This window comes from Rhodococcus opacus B4 (assembly GCF_000010805.1).
In the GTDB taxonomy this organism is placed as follows: Bacteria; Actinomycetota; Actinomycetes; order Mycobacteriales; family Mycobacteriaceae; genus Rhodococcus_F; species Rhodococcus_F opacus_C.
In genome coordinates this window covers 6,098,876-6,115,142 of sequence record NC_012522.1, presented here as the reverse complement: position 1 = coordinate 6,115,142, position 16,267 = coordinate 6,098,876, and the positions used below count along the sequence as shown (strand labels likewise).

Genomic DNA, 16,267 nt, shown 5'->3' with positions numbered 1-16,267 from the left:
ACGTGAGTGGCACGGCGTGCGGGAGCACACCGTGCCACTCACGTGGGGGGTCAGCCGAGGACGAGCGCGTCCCCGGTCTCGGACACCTTCACGGGGACCGTGTCGCCGTCCTTGACGTCGCCGGCGAGCAGCAGCTTCGCGAGCTGGTCGCCGATCGCCTGCTGGATCAGCCGGCGCAGCGGCCGGGCCCCGTACATGGGGTCGTAGCCGCGGACGGCCAGCCAGAAGCGGGCCGAGTCGGACACGTCCAGCGTCAGCCGCCGCGCCGCGAGCCTGCGGGACAGCTGGTCGAGCTGGATGTCGACGATCGACTCGAGCTGCTCCTCGGTGAGCGGTTCGAAGATCACGACGTCGTCGAGCCGGTTGATGAACTCCGGCTTGAACGCGTGCCGCACCGCATCCATCACCTGCTCCCGCGATCCGCCCGCACCGAGGTTGGACGTGAGGATCAGGATGGTGTTGCGGAAGTCGACCGTCCGCCCCTGACCGTCGGTCAGCCGGCCTTCGTCGAGGACGGCGAGCAGGATGTCGAAGACGTCAGGATGCGCCTTCTCCACCTCGTCGAACAGCACCACCGTGTACGGACGCCGTCGCACGGCCTCGGTGAGCTGCCCGCCCGCCTCGTACCCGACGTATCCGGGCGGCGCGCCGACGAGCCGGGCCACCGAATGCTTCTCGCTGTACTCGGACATGTCGATGCGGACCATGGCGCGCTCGTCGTCGAACAGGAAGTCCGCGAGGGACTTCGCGAGTTCCGTCTTACCGACGCCGGTGGGTCCGAGGAACAGGAACGAACCGGTGGGCCGGTTGGGGTCGGCGACGCCGGCGCGGGCGCGGCGGACCGCGTCCGACACGGCGACGACGGCCTCTTCCTGACCGACGACCCGCTTGCCGAGCTCGGATTCCATCCGCAGCAGCTTGGCGGTCTCGCCCTCCATCATGCGGCCGGCGGGGATGCCGGTCCACGCCGCGACCACGTCGGCGACGTCGTCGGGACCCACTTCCTCCTTGAGCATGACGTCGCCGTCGGCGGCGGCACCGGAGTCGCGGGCGGCCTGCTCGAGTTCCTTCTCGAGCTGCGGGATCCGCCCGTAGCGCAGTTCCGCGGCCCGGCCGAGGTCGCCGTCGCGTTCGGCGCGTTCCTCCTCGCCGCGAAGCGTCTCGAGCTGCTCCTTGACCCCGCGCACGGAGTCGATGGCCTGCTTCTCGTTCTGCCAGCGGGTGGTCAGCTGATTGAGCTTCTCCCGTTCGTCGGCCAATTCCTGACGCAACTTCTCGAGCCGGTCCTTCGACGCCGCGTCGGATTCCTTCTGCAGCGCCATCTCCTCGATCTCGAGGCGGCGGACGATGCGCTCGACGGTGTCGATCTCCTCGGGTCGCGAATCGATCTCCATCCGCAGCCGGGACGCGGCCTCGTCCACGAGGTCGATCGCCTTGTCCGGCAGGAACCGGGACGTGATGTACCGGTCGCTGAGGGTGGCGGCGGCGACGAGCGCGGAGTCGGTGATGCGCACACCGTGGTGCACCTCGTACCGCTCCTTGAGCCCGCGCAGGATGCCCACGGTGTCCTCGACGGACGGTTCGCCCACCAGCACCTGCTGGAAGCGGCGTTCGAGGGCGGCGTCCTTCTCGATGTACTTGCGGTATTCCTCGAGCGTGGTCGCGCCGACGAGCCGCAGCTCACCGCGGGCGAGCATCGGCTTGATCATGTTGCCGGCGTCCATCGCCGACTCACCGGTGGCACCCGCACCGACGATGGTGTGGAGTTCGTCGATGAACGTGATGACCTGACCGGCCGAGTTCTTGATGTCGTCGAGGACGGCCTTGAGCCGTTCCTCGAATTCGCCGCGGTACTTGGCTCCGGCGACCATCGATCCGAGGTCGAGGGAGATCACCGACTTGCCGCGCAGCGATTCGGGGACGTCGCCCGCGACGATGCGCTGGGCCAGCCCCTCGACGATGGCGGTCTTGCCGACTCCGGGCTCACCGATCAGCACCGGGTTGTTCTTGGTGCGGCGGCTGAGGACCTGCACGACGCGGCGGATCTCGTTGTCGCGGCCGATCACCGGGTCCAGCTTGCCGTTGCGGGCCAGGGCGGTGAGGTCGGTGGAGTACTTCTCGAGCGCCTGATACGTGCCCTCGGGATCCGGGCTGGTGACGCGCGCGCTGCCGCGGACGGTGGTGAAGGCGTCACGCAGCGCCTCGGGGGTGGCGCCGTGCCGCCTCAGAATCCCGGCCACGTCCGACTCGCCCGACGCCAGTCCGACCATCAGGTGTTCCGTCGACACGTATTCGTCGTCGAGTTCGGTGGCGAGATGCTGCGCGGTCGTGAGTGCGGCGAGTGCCTCGCGGCCGAGCTGTGGTGTCGTCGTGGCGCCCGTCGTCTTGGGCAGCCGGTCGACGAGATTCTGCGCTTCACGATGAATCTCGGCGGGGTCGACGCCGACCGCCTTCAGGAGCGGGGCGGCGATGCCGTCGGTCTGGTCGAGCAAGGCCACGAGCAGATGCGCGGGCCTGATGTCGGGATTCCCGGCCGACGACGCCGACTGGAGCGCAGCGGTCATCGCGGCCTGGGTCTTGGTGGTCGGATTGAACGAGTCCACTGGTCACCTCTTCTGGCGTTGTAGAGCGGTTCGCCGCCGGGGGCCGACTGGCACGTGGCGACGCTGTCATCTTCTTAACGCGCGAAGGGTTGAGTCTGTTCCGCTCAACTTTGGATTTTTTCCGGTACCCCCATCTTCCCGCCCGAGACGCCCCGCGGGGCGGGAAATCAGGCCCCGATCGCGGCCGCCATCATCGGCCAGGACGCGGAGAGGTCGTCACGCCAGTACCCCCACGAGTGCGTGCCCACCGGCCGGAGGTCGACCGTCGCCGGAATGTCCAGGGCGCGGAGTTTCTCCGCGAGCCGCATCGTGCAGTCGTTGGTGACGGCCTCGATGACACCGCCGACCACGACCTGCGTCGCAAGGGCGCGGCGGTCGCCGCCGACGGTCCGGGCGTCCAGGGTGTCGTACGGTCCGGGCAGCCCGCTGCCGTTGGAGATGTAGAGAGTGGTCCCCCGGAGTTTCTCGGCGTTGACGTAGGGGTCGTTCGCGACCCACAGCGGATCGTTCGGCGACCCCCACATGTTCTCCGGGTTGCCGCCGAAGTCCGCGACGGTGATCTCGACGAACCGGCGGGCCACCGGATCGCTCGTCATCGCGCACCCGCTGTACGCCCCGACGCTGCTGTACAGCCCGGGCCTGGAGATCGCGAGGTTGAGCACGCTGGTGGCCGACATGGACAGCCCGGCGATGGCGTTCTTGCCGGTCGTGTCGAGCGCCGAGTCGACGATGGGCGGCAGTTCCTTCGTCAGGAACGTCTGCCACTTGTTCCGCCCGAGTTCGGGATCGTCCCGCTGCCAGTCGGCGTAGTAGCTGGACTGGCCGCCGAACGGGATGACCACGTTGACGTCCTTGTCGGAGAAGAACTTCTCGACGTCCGCCTTCTGCTCCCAGCCGAATTGTTCGGAGTTCCCCTCGACCCCGCCGAGCAGGTAGACGGTGGGGCGCTTCCCGGACGCGGCCCGGATGACCCGGACGGTGACGTCCTTGTCCATGGCCGTCGAGTGGACGGTGAAGTTCATCTGCGAGTCGCCGACCGGGGTGACCTCGACCAGCCGCGAACCGTCGGGCGCCTCGACGGCCGTGATCGACTCGATCGTCGCGCGGGGTTCCGCGGAAGCGATCGTTCCGACGCCGGACGCCGTCAGGGCGCCGACCGCCAGCGCCACGGCGACCGCGCGTCGAACCGAGCCGGCGCTGCGTACCCCCTCGCGAAACCGACCCCGATCCCGCGCATCGCCAACTCTCATGGAGCCCCCCTCGGTAACCCGGTCCGATTATCGATGCACATCGTGCCCTGCCGGTGGTCACGGCTCAATAGCGACCCGCCCAAATGCCGGGGCCGGAGGCCCGGCCTGCCGCCGCCGTAACCCGGAGTCCCGTGCGGAGGACGGCTAGAATGCGGGTGTTCGAATCAGCAGGCACGGAGGCAGGGGACGGCTTGACACGAGATTGCCTCGACCCACTCGTGATTTCGCGTCTGCGCGCCAGCTTTTCGTCGATCGTGTCCACCGAACACGGACACAACCGGCTCACCACCACCTTCTACGCCACTCTGTTCGCCGAACACCCTGAATTCCGCGCGCTGTTCCCGGCCGCGCTGGATCAACAGGCTCACCGGCTGTTCCAGGCGCTGCAGTACGTCATCGACAACCTCGAGGACGAGGACCGGGTCCTGGGTTTCCTCGGCCAGCTCGGCCGCGACCACCGCAAGTACGGCGTCGAGGCCAGGCACTACTTCGCGTCCGGTCACGCGCTGCTGGTCGCCGTGCAGAGCTCGTTCACCCAGGCCATCTGGACGCCGTCGCTGACCGCCGCCTGGACGGAACTGCTCGACCTCCTCCTCCACACGATGGCAGACGCCGCCGACAACGACGACCTGCCCGCCGCCTGGGGCGCCACCGTCGTCGACCACGAACGCCGCCTCGACGATCTCGCGATCGTCCGCCTCGAGACCGACTCCCCCATCCCCTACGGGGCGGGTCAGTACCTGAGCGTCCAGATCCCGCAGCGTCCCCGGATGTGGCGGTACCTGTCGGCGGCCATCCCCGCCAACCCGTACGGACAGCTCGAATTCCACGTGCGCCGCGTGTCGGGCGGGTGGGTGAGTCCGGCCATCGTGAACGAGACGCAGGTCGGCGACCGCTGGTTGCTCAGTTCGCCGCTCGGCGGGCTGGAGGTGGACCGCGACAGCGGTCAGGACGTCCTGATGATCGGTTCGGGGACGGGCATCGCACCGCTGCGCGCCCAGGTGATGGAAATGGCGATGCGGTCGAACAATCCGCGCGTCCACATGTTCGTGGGCGGCAAGTACCCGTGCGACCTGTACGACATCGAGACCCTGTGGCACCTGTCGCTGAGCAATCCGTGGCTCACGGTGGTGCCGGTCTCCGAGGAGGACGAGGACCCGTGGTGGCACACGATCCCCGCCCCCGAGGCGCCGCCGGGGTTGCATCAGCGACTCCAGGGTCAGCTGGGCCGGGTGGTCGCCCGGTTCGGTTCGTGGGCGGACCGGCAGATCCAGATCTCCGGCTCGCCGGCGATGATCAAGACCACCGTGTACGCCCTGCAGGGCGGGGGCACCCCGCCCGAGCTGATCCGCCACGACCCCCTGATCTAGCCGCGCAGCCAGTCCCTGCCCATCCGCCATCCGGTTCGACCGTCGGGAGAGCATCACGCCATGCAAGCCACGCAGACCACCTGGACCAGCACCGTCGTCGAACATCACCGACTGCGGCACGACCTCGCCGTCGTCCGGCTCGTCGGTGACTACGTCCCGTTCCAGCCGGGACAGTACGTGGACGTGAGCGTGCCCCAGAACCCGCGGCTGCTGCGCAGGCTCTCCCCCGCCCTTCCGCCGTCGCGGGACGGCAAGCTCGAATTCCACGTCCGGACGGTGCCGGGCGGCTGGGTCAGCGGCGACATCGTCACGGCAACCTCGCCGGGCGACCAGTGGCAGATCCTCGAGCCGCGCGGCACGATGTCGGTCGACGAGGACGGACCGGACGTCATCATGATCGCCGGCGGCACCGGACTGGCCCCGTTCCGGTCGATCCTGCTGGACCTGTCCCGCAGGCCGAATCCGCCGCGGGTGTTCCTGTTCACGGGCGATCGGACGCCGCGTGATCTCTACGCGTCCGACATGCTGTATCTGCTGCTGCAGAACCTGCCGTGGCTCACCGTCATTCCGGTGGTGGAGAACGTCGCCGATCCCGACTGGACCGACGAGTGGTACGAGCGCACCAGAGTGGACGTGGGGTTCACCGAGGACGATCTCATCGAGGGCTCGCTGCCCGACGTCGTCACGTCCTACGGCGCGTTCACCGAGCACCAGGTGCTGGTGTGCGGTTCGGCGGCGATGGTGCGCGCCACCCTCGACCGTCTCCGTGACACCGGGACACCCACCGAGAACATTCAGTTCGACCCGTACTGAGCCGTCCGATCAGTAGGACGGGTCGTGCCGGATGTTCTCCGGCGGCGTGCCTGCCGCGTGCAACCGGAACTTGGTGGTGTTGATCATGGCCTCGGAGCCGACGAGCTGGATGTCGCGCTCGGCCCACGTCCCGAAATCGGCCACGACCTGCCCGACCTTGCCGGTCAGCCGGCGGTGCATGCCGGGTATCGCGGCGCTGCTCGGTCCCGTGTACCACCACGGGTCCTCGTCCTCCTCGGTGACCGGGACGACCGTCAGCCACGGATTCTGCTCCGCGAGCGCCCACAGCGTGCCCAGGTCGTAGAGGTCGCAGGGGTACCGGCCCGCGAAGAAGAGGTGGACGCGCCGGTCCTGGCCGCGCTGCGACATCTGGAGGATCTGCGCACGCAGCGGGGCGATGCCGGTCCCCGATCCGATCATCAGGATGTCGCGGCCGTTGTCGTAGCGGATTCCGAGGTCGCCGAGCGGGGACCCGACCACCCATCGCTCGCCCACGAGTGTCTGGGTGACGATGGCGGGACTCACCCAGCCGCCCGACACCCGGCGGACGTGGAATTCGATGATGCCCTGGTCGTTGGCGGGGTTCGCCGGCGACAGGTACCGCCACATCCGGGGCCGGGACGGCACCTGCACACTCACGAACTGGCCCGCGGTGTACGTCATCGGCTCGTCGAGTTGCAGTCGGATGATCGAGACGTCCTTGCGGACCTGCAGGTGCTCGATCACCGTCGCGCCCCACGCCGGCGGGCCGCTCTCGGCGTTGGCCGCGTCCATCATGGTGGCGGCGACGACGGCGAGGACGTCGCGCCACGCCTGCTCGAGTTCGTCGGTCCACGGTTCGGTCGAGGGGAACTGCTCGACGGCGGCGATCAGCGAGTTGCCGACGGCGACGTAGTGCCTGTCCTCGATTCCGTACTTGCGGTGGTCGCGGCCGAGCTGGGCGAGGTAGGCGAGGATCTGCCGGGAATCCTCTTCGAGCCGCTCGATCACGTACTGGACGGCAGAGATCAGCCGGTCGCGTTGCTCGTCCATGGCGGCGGGGAAGAAGTCGCGGGCTTCGGGGTACCGGGCGAACAGCAGGGCATAGAAGGACCGCGACAGAGCCTGGGGGCCGTCCGGCACTGCCGCGATAGCCTTGAAACTCGACCGGACCAGCGATATTGCCTGTGAATCCACCGCGCATCCTCGTCACCGACCGAACGCGGCCCCGCCGCGAAGTACTTGGGCAGACTATAGGCGTGTACGCCACGCCGCAGACCAGGTCCCTTGTTTCTCGCCCCGGCCGTGCTATCCGACCGCTCGGTCTGCACTTTCCCAGTACCGGGAGCGCAGCGCCTTCTTGTCCAGTTTGCCCAGCGGGGTCAGCGGCAGGGTGTCGACGAAATCGATCGACTTGGGGGCGTGCACCGATCCCTTCGCGGCCCGCACCCGTTCGACGAGTTCGGCGGCCTCGACCGTCTGTCCCGCCCGCAGCACCACGCACGCCTTGACGGCCTCGCCCCATTTCTCGTCCGGGACGCCGACCACCGCGACCGAGCCGACGGCGGGGTGCGCCGAGATGACGTCCTCGATCTCCCGGGGGAACACGTTGAATCCGCCGGTGACGATCATGTCCTTCTTGCGGTCGACGATCGTCATGAAACCGCCCTTGTCCTTGCGCGCGACGTCGCCGGTGTGCAGCCATCCGCCGCGGAACGCCTCGGCGGTCTCGTCGGGCTTGTTCCAGTACCCCTTCATGACCAGTGGGCCGCGGACGCAGATCTCGCCGAGTTCGCCCTGCGGGACCTCGTTCAGGTCGTCGTCGAGCAGGGCCACGTTCAGCCAGGGCACGGGGCGTCCGCACGTGGCGAGGCGGCCGGGGTCGTCCGGCAGGTGTTCTTCCTTCCGCAGCACCGCGATGGTCATCCCGCATTCCGTCTGCCCGTAGAACTGGAAGAAGATCTGGCCGAACTTCTCGATGCCCTCTTTCAGCCGGGCCGGCGACATCGCCGACGCGCCGTAGAACAGCGTCTGCAGGCTGGAGACGTCCCGCTTCGGCAGGTCGGGATGGTCCATCAGCAGGTAGATCATGGTGGGGACGAGCATCGTCGCGGAGATCTTGTGCTTCTCGATCGCCTCGAGGACGGCGCCGGGTTCGAACGCGGGCAGCACGATCAGTGCGCCGCCGCGCAGCAGGGTGGGAATGAAGAAGGCGGCGCCGGCGTGCGACAGCGGCGTGCAGATGAGAAAACGCGGCTCGTCGGGCCACTGCCATTCGGCCATCTGGATCTGGTTGAGAGTCGCGCCGGACTGATAGGAGCCGACGACGCCCTTCGGCTTGCCGGTGGTGCCGCCGGTGTAGACCATGCTGCTGTTGTCGTCGGCGGCCACGTCCGCCGCGCGCAGGCGCTGCGGGGTGAACGTCTCGGCGAGGGCCAGGATGTCGGTACCCACCTCGGACGGCCCCAACGACAACACGTTCTCGATCGATGGCGACTGCGCCACCAGTTCGGCGGCGCGCCCCTCGAAGGCGGTCGGATCGAAGATCAGCGTCTGGATCCCGGCGTCGCCGACGATGTACAGGTGGTCGTCGAGCGAGCCCATCGGGTTCAGTGCGCTGGCGCGGCATCCGGAGATCATGGTGGCGCCCATGCTGATGAGCACCTCGGGCCGGTTCTTGGAGAGCATGGCGGTGCTCGTTCCCTTGCCGATCCCGAGCGAAGCCAGTGCCTGCGCAAAGCAACTGATCTGATCGCGCATCTCACCGCCGGTGAGAACGACGTCGCCGAGGTAGAGCGCCGGCTTGTCGGCATTGCGCTCCAGTGCAGTGATGAGGAGGTCTGCAGCGAAGGCGGGCCGATGCAGATCTGCGAACTCGTCGGTCATCTGTGATCCTTCTACTCCCGCAAGGCCGGGGTGCGTCGTCCGGCGGCCTGGATTTTCTGTGTCCTGGGTCACCGACACCCTAACCGGAAACCGGGAAAACTGAAACCTGTTCCACTCTCTTCGTGGGTGCCGGCCGCCCCTCCCGGCCGGGTTCCGTCCGCTAACGTGACGCCCATGACTCCGCAGGATCGGCGTGCAGAACGGATCTCGACGGCGGCTCGGAAGGCACACGTCTTCCTCGCGACGGCGGAATCCCTCACCGGCGGGCAGATCTCGTGCATTCTCGGCGCCGCGCCCGCGTCCTCCGACTGGTACCGGGGCAGCGTGGTCGCCTATTCCAGCGAAGTGAAACACCGGGTGCTGAAGGTGCCGGACGGTCCCGTCGTCAGCGAGGCCAGCGCCCGCGCGATGGCGGGCGCGGTCGCGGAACTGCTCGGAGCGGACATCGCCGTCGCGGTGACCGGCGCCGGCGGACCCGACCCTCAGGACGGGCAACCCCCGGGCACCGTCTGGTTCGGGCTCTTCACCGACGGCCGCATCGACACCGCGATGCACCGCTTCGACGGCGAACCACAGGACGTCGTGACCGCCACCACCGAACACGCACTGGCCCTGCTCGAACAGGCACTGGCCTCGATCCCGGGCCGCGTACCTCCGCCCGTCGCGTAGATCTCCGGGAGTCGGGTATTCGTCCGTGAGGGCACCGCCAAACCCGAGGAGGATTTCCGTGCCGAAGACCACCGACAGCGGCAAGCCGAAGAAGAGCGAACTCCCCGAAACCCTGAAGAAGTCGTCCGAGAAGGCGCAGCGCACGTTCGCCAAGGTGTACGACTCCGCGATGGACCAGTACGGGGACGAGGAACGAGCACACCGCGTCGCGTTCGACGCTCTCAAACACAGCTACGAGAAGGTCGGCGACCACTGGGAGGCCAAGGCGGAGAAGGGCCCCTCGGACGAACGCGCGGAGAGCGGCGGCCCGAACCCGTCCGGTGAGACCGCCGAGGGCGTCGACGCCAACGCGAGCAAGGAGCACCTGATGCACCTCGCGCAGAGACTCGACATCCACGGCCGTTCGACCATGACCAAGGACGAACTCGTCGAGGCCCTCGTGAAGGCGAATCGGAGAGCCCGATGAGAGCCGTCACCTGGCAGGGCAAGCGGAAGGTCAGCGTCGACACCGTGCCCGACCCGGTGATCGAACAGCAGACCGACGCGATCGTCGAGATCACCACCACCAACATCTGCGGTTCCGACCTGCACCTGTACGAGGTGCTCGGCGCGTTCATGAGCGAGGGCGACATCCTCGGGCACGAGCCGATGGGCATCGTCCGCGAGGTGGGGTCCGAGGTGACCGACGTGAAGGTCGGCGACCGGGTGGTCGTCCCGTTCCAGATATCCTGCGGCAGTTGCCACATGTGCGACCGGAAACTGTTCACCCAGTGCGAGATCACCCAGATCCGGGACGAGGGCATGGGTGCGGCACTCTTCGGATACTCGAAGCTGTACGGGAGCGTGCCCGGCGGTCAGGCGGAGTATCTCCGGGTGCCGCACGTGAAGAACACCCACATCAAGGTTCCGGAGGGGCCACCGGATTCACGGTTCGTGTACCTGTCCGACGTGCTGCCGACGGCATGGCAGGCCGTCGAATACGCGAACGTGCCCGAGGGTGGCTCCGTCGTCGTTCTCGGGCTCGGCCCGATCGGCGACATGGCGGCACGCATCGCCGCGCACAAGGGTTTTCGCGTCATCGGCGTGGATCTCGTGCCCGAGCGTCTCGCCCGCGCGAAGGCGCGGCAGATCGAGACGGTCGACCTCAACGATGCCGGGAGCGAACTCGGCGACGTCATCCGGGACCTGACCGACGGCCGCGGTCCCGATTCCGTCATCGACGCCGTCGGCATGGAGGCGCACGGCTCCCCCGGTGCGAAACTCCTGCAGCAGATCACCTCGTTCCTGCCCGACGCCGTCGCGGCCCCGCTGATGTCGACGGCGGGGATCGACCGCCTGCACGCCCTGTACTCGGCCATCGACATCGTGCGGCGCGGCGGCACCATCTCACTCAGCGGGGTGTACGGCGGGATGGCGGACCCGATCCCGATGCTCACGCTGTTCGACAAGCAGATTCAGCTGCACATGGGCCAGGCCAACGTCAAGCGGTGGGCCCCGGAGATCCTGCCCCTACTCACCGACGCCGACCCTCTGGGTGTCGACACGTTCGCCACTCACGAACTGCCTCTCGATCACGCACCGCACGCGTACGAGATCTTCCAGAAGAAGCAGGACGGCGCGGTGAAGATTCTCCTGAAGCCGTAACACTTTCTCGTCGAAAGGAATCGCCCATGACACCGACAGACACGCTGCGCGGCCGGAGGGTCGCGATCCTCGCCACCGACGGCGTCGAAGAAGTCGAACTCGTCGAACCCCGCGCCGCGGTCGAGAAGGCCGGCGCGCAGGTGCGGCTGATCTCGCTGTCCCCCGGCAAGATCCAGGCGATGAACTCGGACGTGAACGAGGCAGGCACCTATGCCGTCGACGCCGTCGTCGGCGACGTGTCCGCCGCCGACTTCGACGCGCTGATCCTGCCGGGCGGCACCACGAACCCCGACCACCTCCGGATGGACGAGTCCGCGGTCGGATTCGTCCGCGACTTCGTCAATAGCGGCAAACCCGTGGGCGTGATCTGCCACGGACCGTGGACGCTCGTCGAGGCCGACGTCGTCCGCGGCCGCACGCTGACGTCATATCCGAGCGTGCGCACCGACATCCGCAACGCCGGCGGGACCGTCGTCGACGAGGAAGTGGTGGTCGACAACGGATTGGTATCGAGCCGCAACCCCGGCGACCTCCCCGCGTTCTGCGCGAAGATCGTCGAGGAATTCGCCGAGGGCCGCCACCCGCGGTGATCCAACCGCCGTGTGGTCAGCCGGCATCCGGAACCGTCACCACCACCCGGGTGCCCGATCCGGGCGAGGACGTGACGTCGAAGGTGCCGCCGAGGCTCTCGACCCGCACGGTGTGCGACGCCAGTCCGATGTGTCCCTGCGCCACCCGTTCCGGGACGACGGCGGGATCGAATCCGGCGCCGTCGTCGGCGACCGTCAACGTGATCCGCCCGCCGGCACGGGAGAGCGCGAGTTCGACTTTCGTGGCGCGCGCATGCTTGGTGACGTTGGTGAGCAGTTCCCGGGCCACCCGGTAGAGCAGCTCCTGACAGTCGGGGTGACCGACGTCGTCGAGGCTCACCGACATCTCCATCTCACCGCGCCGGCAGAACAGGTCCGCGAGTTCCCGCAGCGCCGCGGTCAGGCCCAGCTGCGCGAGAACCTGAGGATGGAGGGTGGTGACGGTGGAGCGCAACTGCGCCGCGGTCTCGCGGAGGGCGGATTCGGCGGCGTCGAGCAGCGCGTCCGGGTGCCGCTCCCGCGCCTCCTCCACATCCAGCCGGGCAGCCAGCACATTCTGCAGGGGCCCGTCGTGGAGGTGCTCGGCGAGCTGCCGCCGCTCGCGTTCCTCGGCGCCCATCGATTCCGCGACCAGCTGCCTGCGCACGTCCATCAGCGAGATGACCGTCGCGGAACGCCGCATCAGCACATACGACAACGCGGTTGTCGCGGCCGCGAGCCACAACAGGAAACCGAAATAGAGGTACACCTCGTCGGGGAAGCCCACGAGGTCGTCGCGTTTCGAGTAGACGATCCACACCACCTGGTACCCGACGGCGGTGCAGACCCCGACGATCGCCGTCAGCTTCGGCCGGTACTGGAACGCCACCGAGATCGGCAGCAGGAAGAACACCGGCAGCAGCACGGACGTCGCGCCGCCCGACACGACGCACAACGCCAGCACCGCGGAGACGTCCGCGGCGGTGGATACCCAGCCCGCCCACGGACCGACGTCCCGAACGAGTACGAAGATCAGCCAGCCGAGCGCAATCAGCGCATATCCGCTCAAGAGCCCCGCGAACACGTCGGACTGCCAGTGCGTCACGCTGATCACCGGCCCGAGCAGCGCCATCAGCCCGATCAGCGGTAGCCGGAGAATGGCGGTCACCCGGACCGCCTCGGTGGTGTAGCGACGGACTACGCGACTCCGGGACGTCTCGCGCACGTCACTCCAGCAAACCGCGTCGCATGGCCTCGGCCACGGCGGCCGCGCGGTCGCTCACCCCGAGCTTCTCGTACAGACGCTGGACGTGGGTCTTCACCGTCGACGGGGCCAGGTACAGCTCACCGGCGATCGTGGGGATGCTCTGGCCGCGTGCGATGAGGGCCAGCACCTCCTTCTCCCGGCCGCTCAGCACCGGCCCGGCCGGTTCGCTGCGGCGACGCACCTCGCCGGCCAGTCCGACGGCGAGGGAGGCGGGCAGGACGTCGCGGCCCTGAGCGCAGTCGAGGACGGCCTTCACGATCTCCGCCCGCGTCGACTCCTTCGGCAGGAAACCCGCCGCCCCCTCCTGCAACGCGTGGTACACGATCGCCGACTCGTCGTGCGCGGACAGCAGCAGCACCCGGGTGGCGAGTTCGGCACGCCGCACGGCCGCCGCCACCTGGGAACCGTCCAGTTCCGGCATCCGGTAGTCGAGCAGGGCGACGTCGGGGGCGAGCTCGCGGATCAGGGCGAGCGCCGCGGCGCCGTCGTCCGCCTCGCCGACCACCTCGATGTCGCCGCTCGCGAGGAGGGCACGCACGACACCGTCCCGGAAGATCGGGTGGTCGTCGCCCACCACGACCCGCACGGCGCTCACGGCGCGGTCCGAACCGGGTCGAAGTCCATTGCTCACTTTCTCACGAGACCGAGCCCGCGCGGAGCACTTCGCGGCGCCGGTGTCCCCCGATCGGAGGACACCGGTTTCATCCCGCCCTCGGTCCTGTCGGTGGACAGACGACGGCCCACATTCGCGACATAGTTGATGCACACCGGAAAACGGGGAGATCGGATAACGAAAACCCCACGGCCCCAGACGTTCCCCTCGTTCCCACCACAGGAGAAGCCATCATGCGCACCAACGCCCGTCGCCGCGTCGCACTCTTCATCGCACTGCCCGCCACCGCACTGGCCGTCACCGGATTCGCCGTCGCGGCCGCCGGGGTCGCCACCGCAGGCACCATGCCGACATCGGGACCGACGATCGCGATGACGATCAGCAACGACACCGACCTGCCGATGGTCCTCGCGGGATCGTCGAACCCGTACGGGCAGTGGATTCAGGCGCCGTCGGACTACCTCGCCCCGCACAGCAGCCAGATCGTGAAGGCGTACTCCAACGACCCGAACGGCGTCGAGGTGGACGCCACCTACTCGCTGCCCGGTGGCGCGCAGGCCGTGTTCCGCGCCGACAACTACAACTACACGACCGATGTGGACGGGACCCGCATCGACGGCAACTTCGGCCACGGCTACGGCATCAGCAGCTGGATCGACTCGGGCTACCCGAACATGAACGCCGGCTACCACCTGTACGGACAGCCCTGATCGACGACACCGACCATCCAGCACATCCCCGACGAAAGGCCGAGGACATGTTCACGAACGTCACCGACACACCCACCCCCACCGTCTCCAAGGCACTGTGGAGCACCGCGGAGATCAAGGCACGTCTCGAGCAGATGGACATTCCACGCTCACACACCCGCCGCGGGCCCCGCTGGGGCAGCCGCGACCGATGAACCGGGGGACGGGGGCACGGTGTCGCACTGATCCACTCCGACAGGGTCGGTGCGACACCGGTTCCGGTGCACACGGCGGAACCGGCCGTCAGCGCTGGTGCCGCGGCTTCCACACGACGAGCGCGTTGCTCCGCGGGATCGGCACCAGGTCGCGCCGGTAACCGGCGTGGACCTTCGCGATCTCCTCCGCCAACTCGCGAACCCGGTGCTGCAGAGCCTCCACCTGATTGGTGAGTTCGATGATCCGCTTGATCCCGGCGAGATTGACGCCCTCGTCCTGGGAGAGGCGCTGCACCTCGCGGAGCAACGCCACATCCCGCGGCGAGTAGCGCCGCCCGCCACCGGACGTGCGGTGCGGGATGACCAGCCCGAGCCGGTCGTAGTTGCGCAACGTCTGGGCGTGCATGCCCGCGAGTTCCGCGGCCACCGAGATCACGAAGATCTGGGCATCCGGATCAACCGCGGTTTCGCGTGGATCCTCGGTCGTGTCGCTCATCAGGCACCAGCCCACCCGGCCCTCGGATCGAATCCGCTGGCCTTCTCTGCTTCCAGATAGGTCTTCAGTGCTTCGGTGGCCGGGTCGTCGAGCTTCTGCGGAACCGCGACCTTCACCGTGACCAGCAGGTCACCTGCGCCACCGGCACGCTTGGGGACTCCCCGCCCGCGGACGCGCAGGATCCGGCCGTCGGCCGTGCCCGCCGGAATCTTCACACCGACCCGGCCCTCCAAGGTGGGGACGGAGACGGTGGTGCCGAGCACGAGCTCACCGTAACTGACGGGGACGACGAGGGTGAGGTCGTCGCCGTTGCGGCCGAACACCTTGTCGGGTTTCACCCGGACCGTCACGAACAGGTCGCCGGACGGCGCGCCGCGCAGGCCCGCCTCGCCCTGGCCCGCCAGCCGGATCTTCTGTCCGTCACTGACACCCGCGGGGACGCGGACGGTGATGGTGCGGGTCCGGTTGGTGACACCGTTGCCGTGGCACACCTCGCACGGCGAGTCGATGATGGATCCGGTGCCGCGGCAGTCGTCGCACGGCTCACTGAACCCGAACGCGCCCTGGTTGCGGCTGACGATCCCGGTCCCGTTGCAGCGCGGGCAGACTCGCGGGCTGGTGCCCGGCTTGGCGCCGCTCCCGTGGCAGGTGGTGCACGGCGACGGGCTGGTCAGCCGCAGCGGAACCGTGACACCGAGCGTGGCCTCGCGGAATTCGAGGGTCGTCTCCGTCTCGACGTCGCTGCCACGGCGGGGACGGTTGGTGGTGCGAGTCGCGCCGCCACCGGCTCCGGCGCCGCGATTGAACAGGCCGCCGAAGATGTCGCCGAGGCCGCCGTCACCGGCCGCCGCACCGCCGCCACCGAACAGGTCGTTGATATCGAACCCGCCCTGGCCGAAACCGCCGGCTCCGGGGTTGAATCCGCCGCCGCCCTGACCGAAGCCGCCGCTCGCGAACAGCCGCCGCGCCTCGTCGTATTCCTTGCGCTTGGCCGGATCGGACAGCACGGCGTGTGCTTCGCTGACGGACTTGAATCGCTCCTCGGCCTTCGTGTCGCCGGGGTTCGCGTCGGGATGCAGGTCGCGGGCGAGCTTGCGGTACGCCTTCTTGATCTCGTCCGCGGATGCGTTGGACGAGACGCCCAGCTCCTTGTAGAAGTCCTTTTCGATCCACTCCCGCTGGCTCACTGGGCGTCTCCTCCTCT

General features: G+C 68.4%; 16 protein-coding genes. 8 read left to right on the top strand and 8 right to left on the bottom strand.

Annotated elements, in window-relative coordinates:
• Positions 1 to 50: 50 nt before the first annotated feature.
• Positions 51 to 2,603 (bottom strand): ATP-dependent chaperone ClpB, encoded by a 2,553-nt coding sequence (clpB, locus tag ROP_RS27710; RefSeq protein WP_015889334.1) that lies wholly within the window; start codon positions 2,601 to 2,603, stop codon positions 51 to 53.
• A gap of 167 nt (positions 2,604 to 2,770) precedes the next feature.
• Positions 2,771 to 3,853: an alpha/beta hydrolase gene (locus tag ROP_RS27705; RefSeq protein WP_050785138.1), complete on the bottom strand. Its 1,083-nt coding sequence runs from the start codon at positions 3,851 to 3,853 to the stop codon at positions 2,771 to 2,773.
• A gap of 149 nt (positions 3,854 to 4,002) precedes the next feature.
• On the opposite strand from ROP_RS27705, the gene ROP_RS27700 reads away from it, so the two are divergent.
• A complete protein-coding gene (locus ROP_RS27700; protein WP_050785137.1) occupies positions 4,003 to 5,223 on the top strand; it encodes a globin domain-containing protein in 1,221 nt (406 codons plus the stop codon).
• A gap of 60 nt (positions 5,224 to 5,283) precedes the next feature.
• Positions 5,284 to 6,036, top strand: a complete 753-nt coding sequence (locus ROP_RS27695) for an FAD-binding oxidoreductase (protein ID WP_015889331.1) — start codon at positions 5,284 to 5,286, stop codon at positions 6,034 to 6,036.
• A 9-nt stretch (positions 6,037 to 6,045) separates the two neighbouring features.
• Here the strand turns inward: ROP_RS27695 and ROP_RS27690 are convergent, their stop codons facing one another.
• The gene (locus tag ROP_RS27690) at positions 6,046 to 7,212 is read right to left on the bottom strand and encodes an FAD-binding oxidoreductase (protein ID WP_015889330.1); all 1,167 of its coding nucleotides are present in this window, start codon (positions 7,210 to 7,212) and stop codon (positions 6,046 to 6,048) included.
• A gap of 111 nt (positions 7,213 to 7,323) precedes the next feature.
• Positions 7,324 to 8,901 (bottom strand): AMP-binding protein, encoded by a 1,578-nt coding sequence (locus ROP_RS27685; RefSeq protein ID WP_015889329.1) that lies wholly within the window; start codon positions 8,899 to 8,901, stop codon positions 7,324 to 7,326.
• Positions 8,902 to 9,075: 174 nt separating this feature from the next.
• On the opposite strand from ROP_RS27685, the gene ROP_RS27680 reads away from it, so the two are divergent.
• From ROP_RS27680 to ROP_RS27665, 4 genes are read left to right on the top strand one after another with little or no spacing between them, the layout of a single operon-like run.
• Complete coding sequence (locus tag ROP_RS27680; RefSeq protein ID WP_015889328.1) at positions 9,076 to 9,570, top strand: CinA family protein; 495 nt, start codon at positions 9,076 to 9,078, stop codon at positions 9,568 to 9,570.
• Positions 9,571 to 9,628: 58 nt separating this feature from the next.
• Positions 9,629 to 10,036, top strand: coding sequence for a ChaB family protein (locus ROP_RS27675; protein ID WP_015889327.1), 408 nt, complete (start codon positions 9,629 to 9,631; stop codon positions 10,034 to 10,036).
• Positions 10,033 to 11,214: a zinc-dependent alcohol dehydrogenase gene (locus ROP_RS27670; RefSeq protein ID WP_015889326.1), complete on the top strand. Its 1,182-nt coding sequence runs from the start codon at positions 10,033 to 10,035 to the stop codon at positions 11,212 to 11,214. Before ROP_RS27675 ends, ROP_RS27670 begins: the two co-directional genes overlap by 4 nt.
• A 26-nt stretch (positions 11,215 to 11,240) precedes the next feature.
• Positions 11,241 to 11,804, top strand: coding sequence for a type 1 glutamine amidotransferase domain-containing protein (locus ROP_RS27665; RefSeq protein WP_015889325.1), 564 nt, complete (start codon positions 11,241 to 11,243; stop codon positions 11,802 to 11,804).
• Between the two features lie 16 nt (positions 11,805 to 11,820).
• Here ROP_RS27665 and ROP_RS27660 read toward each other — a convergent pair whose 3' ends face one another.
• Positions 11,821 to 13,008, bottom strand: coding sequence for a sensor histidine kinase (locus ROP_RS27660; protein ID WP_015889324.1), 1,188 nt, complete (start codon positions 13,006 to 13,008; stop codon positions 11,821 to 11,823).
• A gap of 1 nt (position 13,009) precedes the next feature.
• Positions 13,010 to 13,636, bottom strand: coding sequence for a response regulator (locus ROP_RS27655; protein WP_197535778.1), 627 nt, complete (start codon positions 13,634 to 13,636; stop codon positions 13,010 to 13,012).
• A gap of 260 nt (positions 13,637 to 13,896) precedes the next feature.
• Between ROP_RS27655 and ROP_RS27650 the strand changes: the two genes are divergently transcribed.
• The gene (locus ROP_RS27650; RefSeq protein WP_015889322.1) at positions 13,897 to 14,373 is read left to right on the top strand and encodes a hypothetical protein; all 477 of its coding nucleotides are present in this window, start codon (positions 13,897 to 13,899) and stop codon (positions 14,371 to 14,373) included.
• A gap of 47 nt (positions 14,374 to 14,420) precedes the next feature.
• Positions 14,421 to 14,567, top strand: coding sequence for a hypothetical protein (locus tag ROP_RS43585; RefSeq protein ID WP_167315968.1), 147 nt, complete (start codon positions 14,421 to 14,423; stop codon positions 14,565 to 14,567).
• Positions 14,568 to 14,655: 88 nt separating this feature from the next.
• Here the strand turns inward: ROP_RS43585 and ROP_RS27645 are convergent, their stop codons facing one another.
• Together ROP_RS27645 and dnaJ are read right to left on the bottom strand one after the other, a co-directional pair.
• Positions 14,656 to 15,063, bottom strand: coding sequence for a heat shock protein transcriptional repressor HspR (locus ROP_RS27645; protein ID WP_015889321.1), 408 nt, complete (start codon positions 15,061 to 15,063; stop codon positions 14,656 to 14,658).
• Positions 15,063 to 16,250, bottom strand: a complete 1,188-nt coding sequence (dnaJ, locus tag ROP_RS27640) for a molecular chaperone DnaJ (RefSeq protein ID WP_015889320.1) — start codon at positions 16,248 to 16,250, stop codon at positions 15,063 to 15,065. Before dnaJ ends, ROP_RS27645 begins: the two co-directional genes overlap by 1 nt.
• Positions 16,251 to 16,267: the final 17 nt, after the last annotated feature.

What these genes read in the sequence shown, in the direction of transcription:
- ROP_RS27705 (WP_050785138.1), bottom strand. Translation starts at nt 3,853, where the DNA reads ATGAGAGTTGGCGATGCGCGGGATCGGGGTCGGTTTCGCGAGGGGGTA.
- ROP_RS27700 (WP_050785137.1), top strand. Translation starts at nt 4,003, where the DNA reads ATGCGGGTGTTCGAATCAGCAGGCACGGAGGCAGGGGACGGCTTGACA.
- ROP_RS27695 (WP_015889331.1), top strand. Translation starts at nt 5,284, where the DNA reads ATGCAAGCCACGCAGACCACCTGGACCAGCACCGTCGTCGAACATCAC.
- ROP_RS27685 (WP_015889329.1), bottom strand. Translation starts at nt 8,901, where the DNA reads ATGACCGACGAGTTCGCAGATCTGCATCGGCCCGCCTTCGCTGCAGAC.
- ROP_RS27680 (WP_015889328.1), top strand. Translation starts at nt 9,076, where the DNA reads ATGACTCCGCAGGATCGGCGTGCAGAACGGATCTCGACGGCGGCTCGG.
- ROP_RS27670 (WP_015889326.1), top strand. Translation starts at nt 10,033, where the DNA reads ATGAGAGCCGTCACCTGGCAGGGCAAGCGGAAGGTCAGCGTCGACACC.
- ROP_RS27665 (WP_015889325.1), top strand. Translation starts at nt 11,241, where the DNA reads ATGACACCGACAGACACGCTGCGCGGCCGGAGGGTCGCGATCCTCGCC.
- ROP_RS27650 (WP_015889322.1), top strand. Translation starts at nt 13,897, where the DNA reads ATGCGCACCAACGCCCGTCGCCGCGTCGCACTCTTCATCGCACTGCCC.
- ROP_RS43585 (WP_167315968.1), top strand. Translation starts at nt 14,421, where the DNA reads ATGTTCACGAACGTCACCGACACACCCACCCCCACCGTCTCCAAGGCA.
- ROP_RS27645 (WP_015889321.1), bottom strand. Translation starts at nt 15,063, where the DNA reads ATGAGCGACACGACCGAGGATCCACGCGAAACCGCGGTTGATCCGGAT.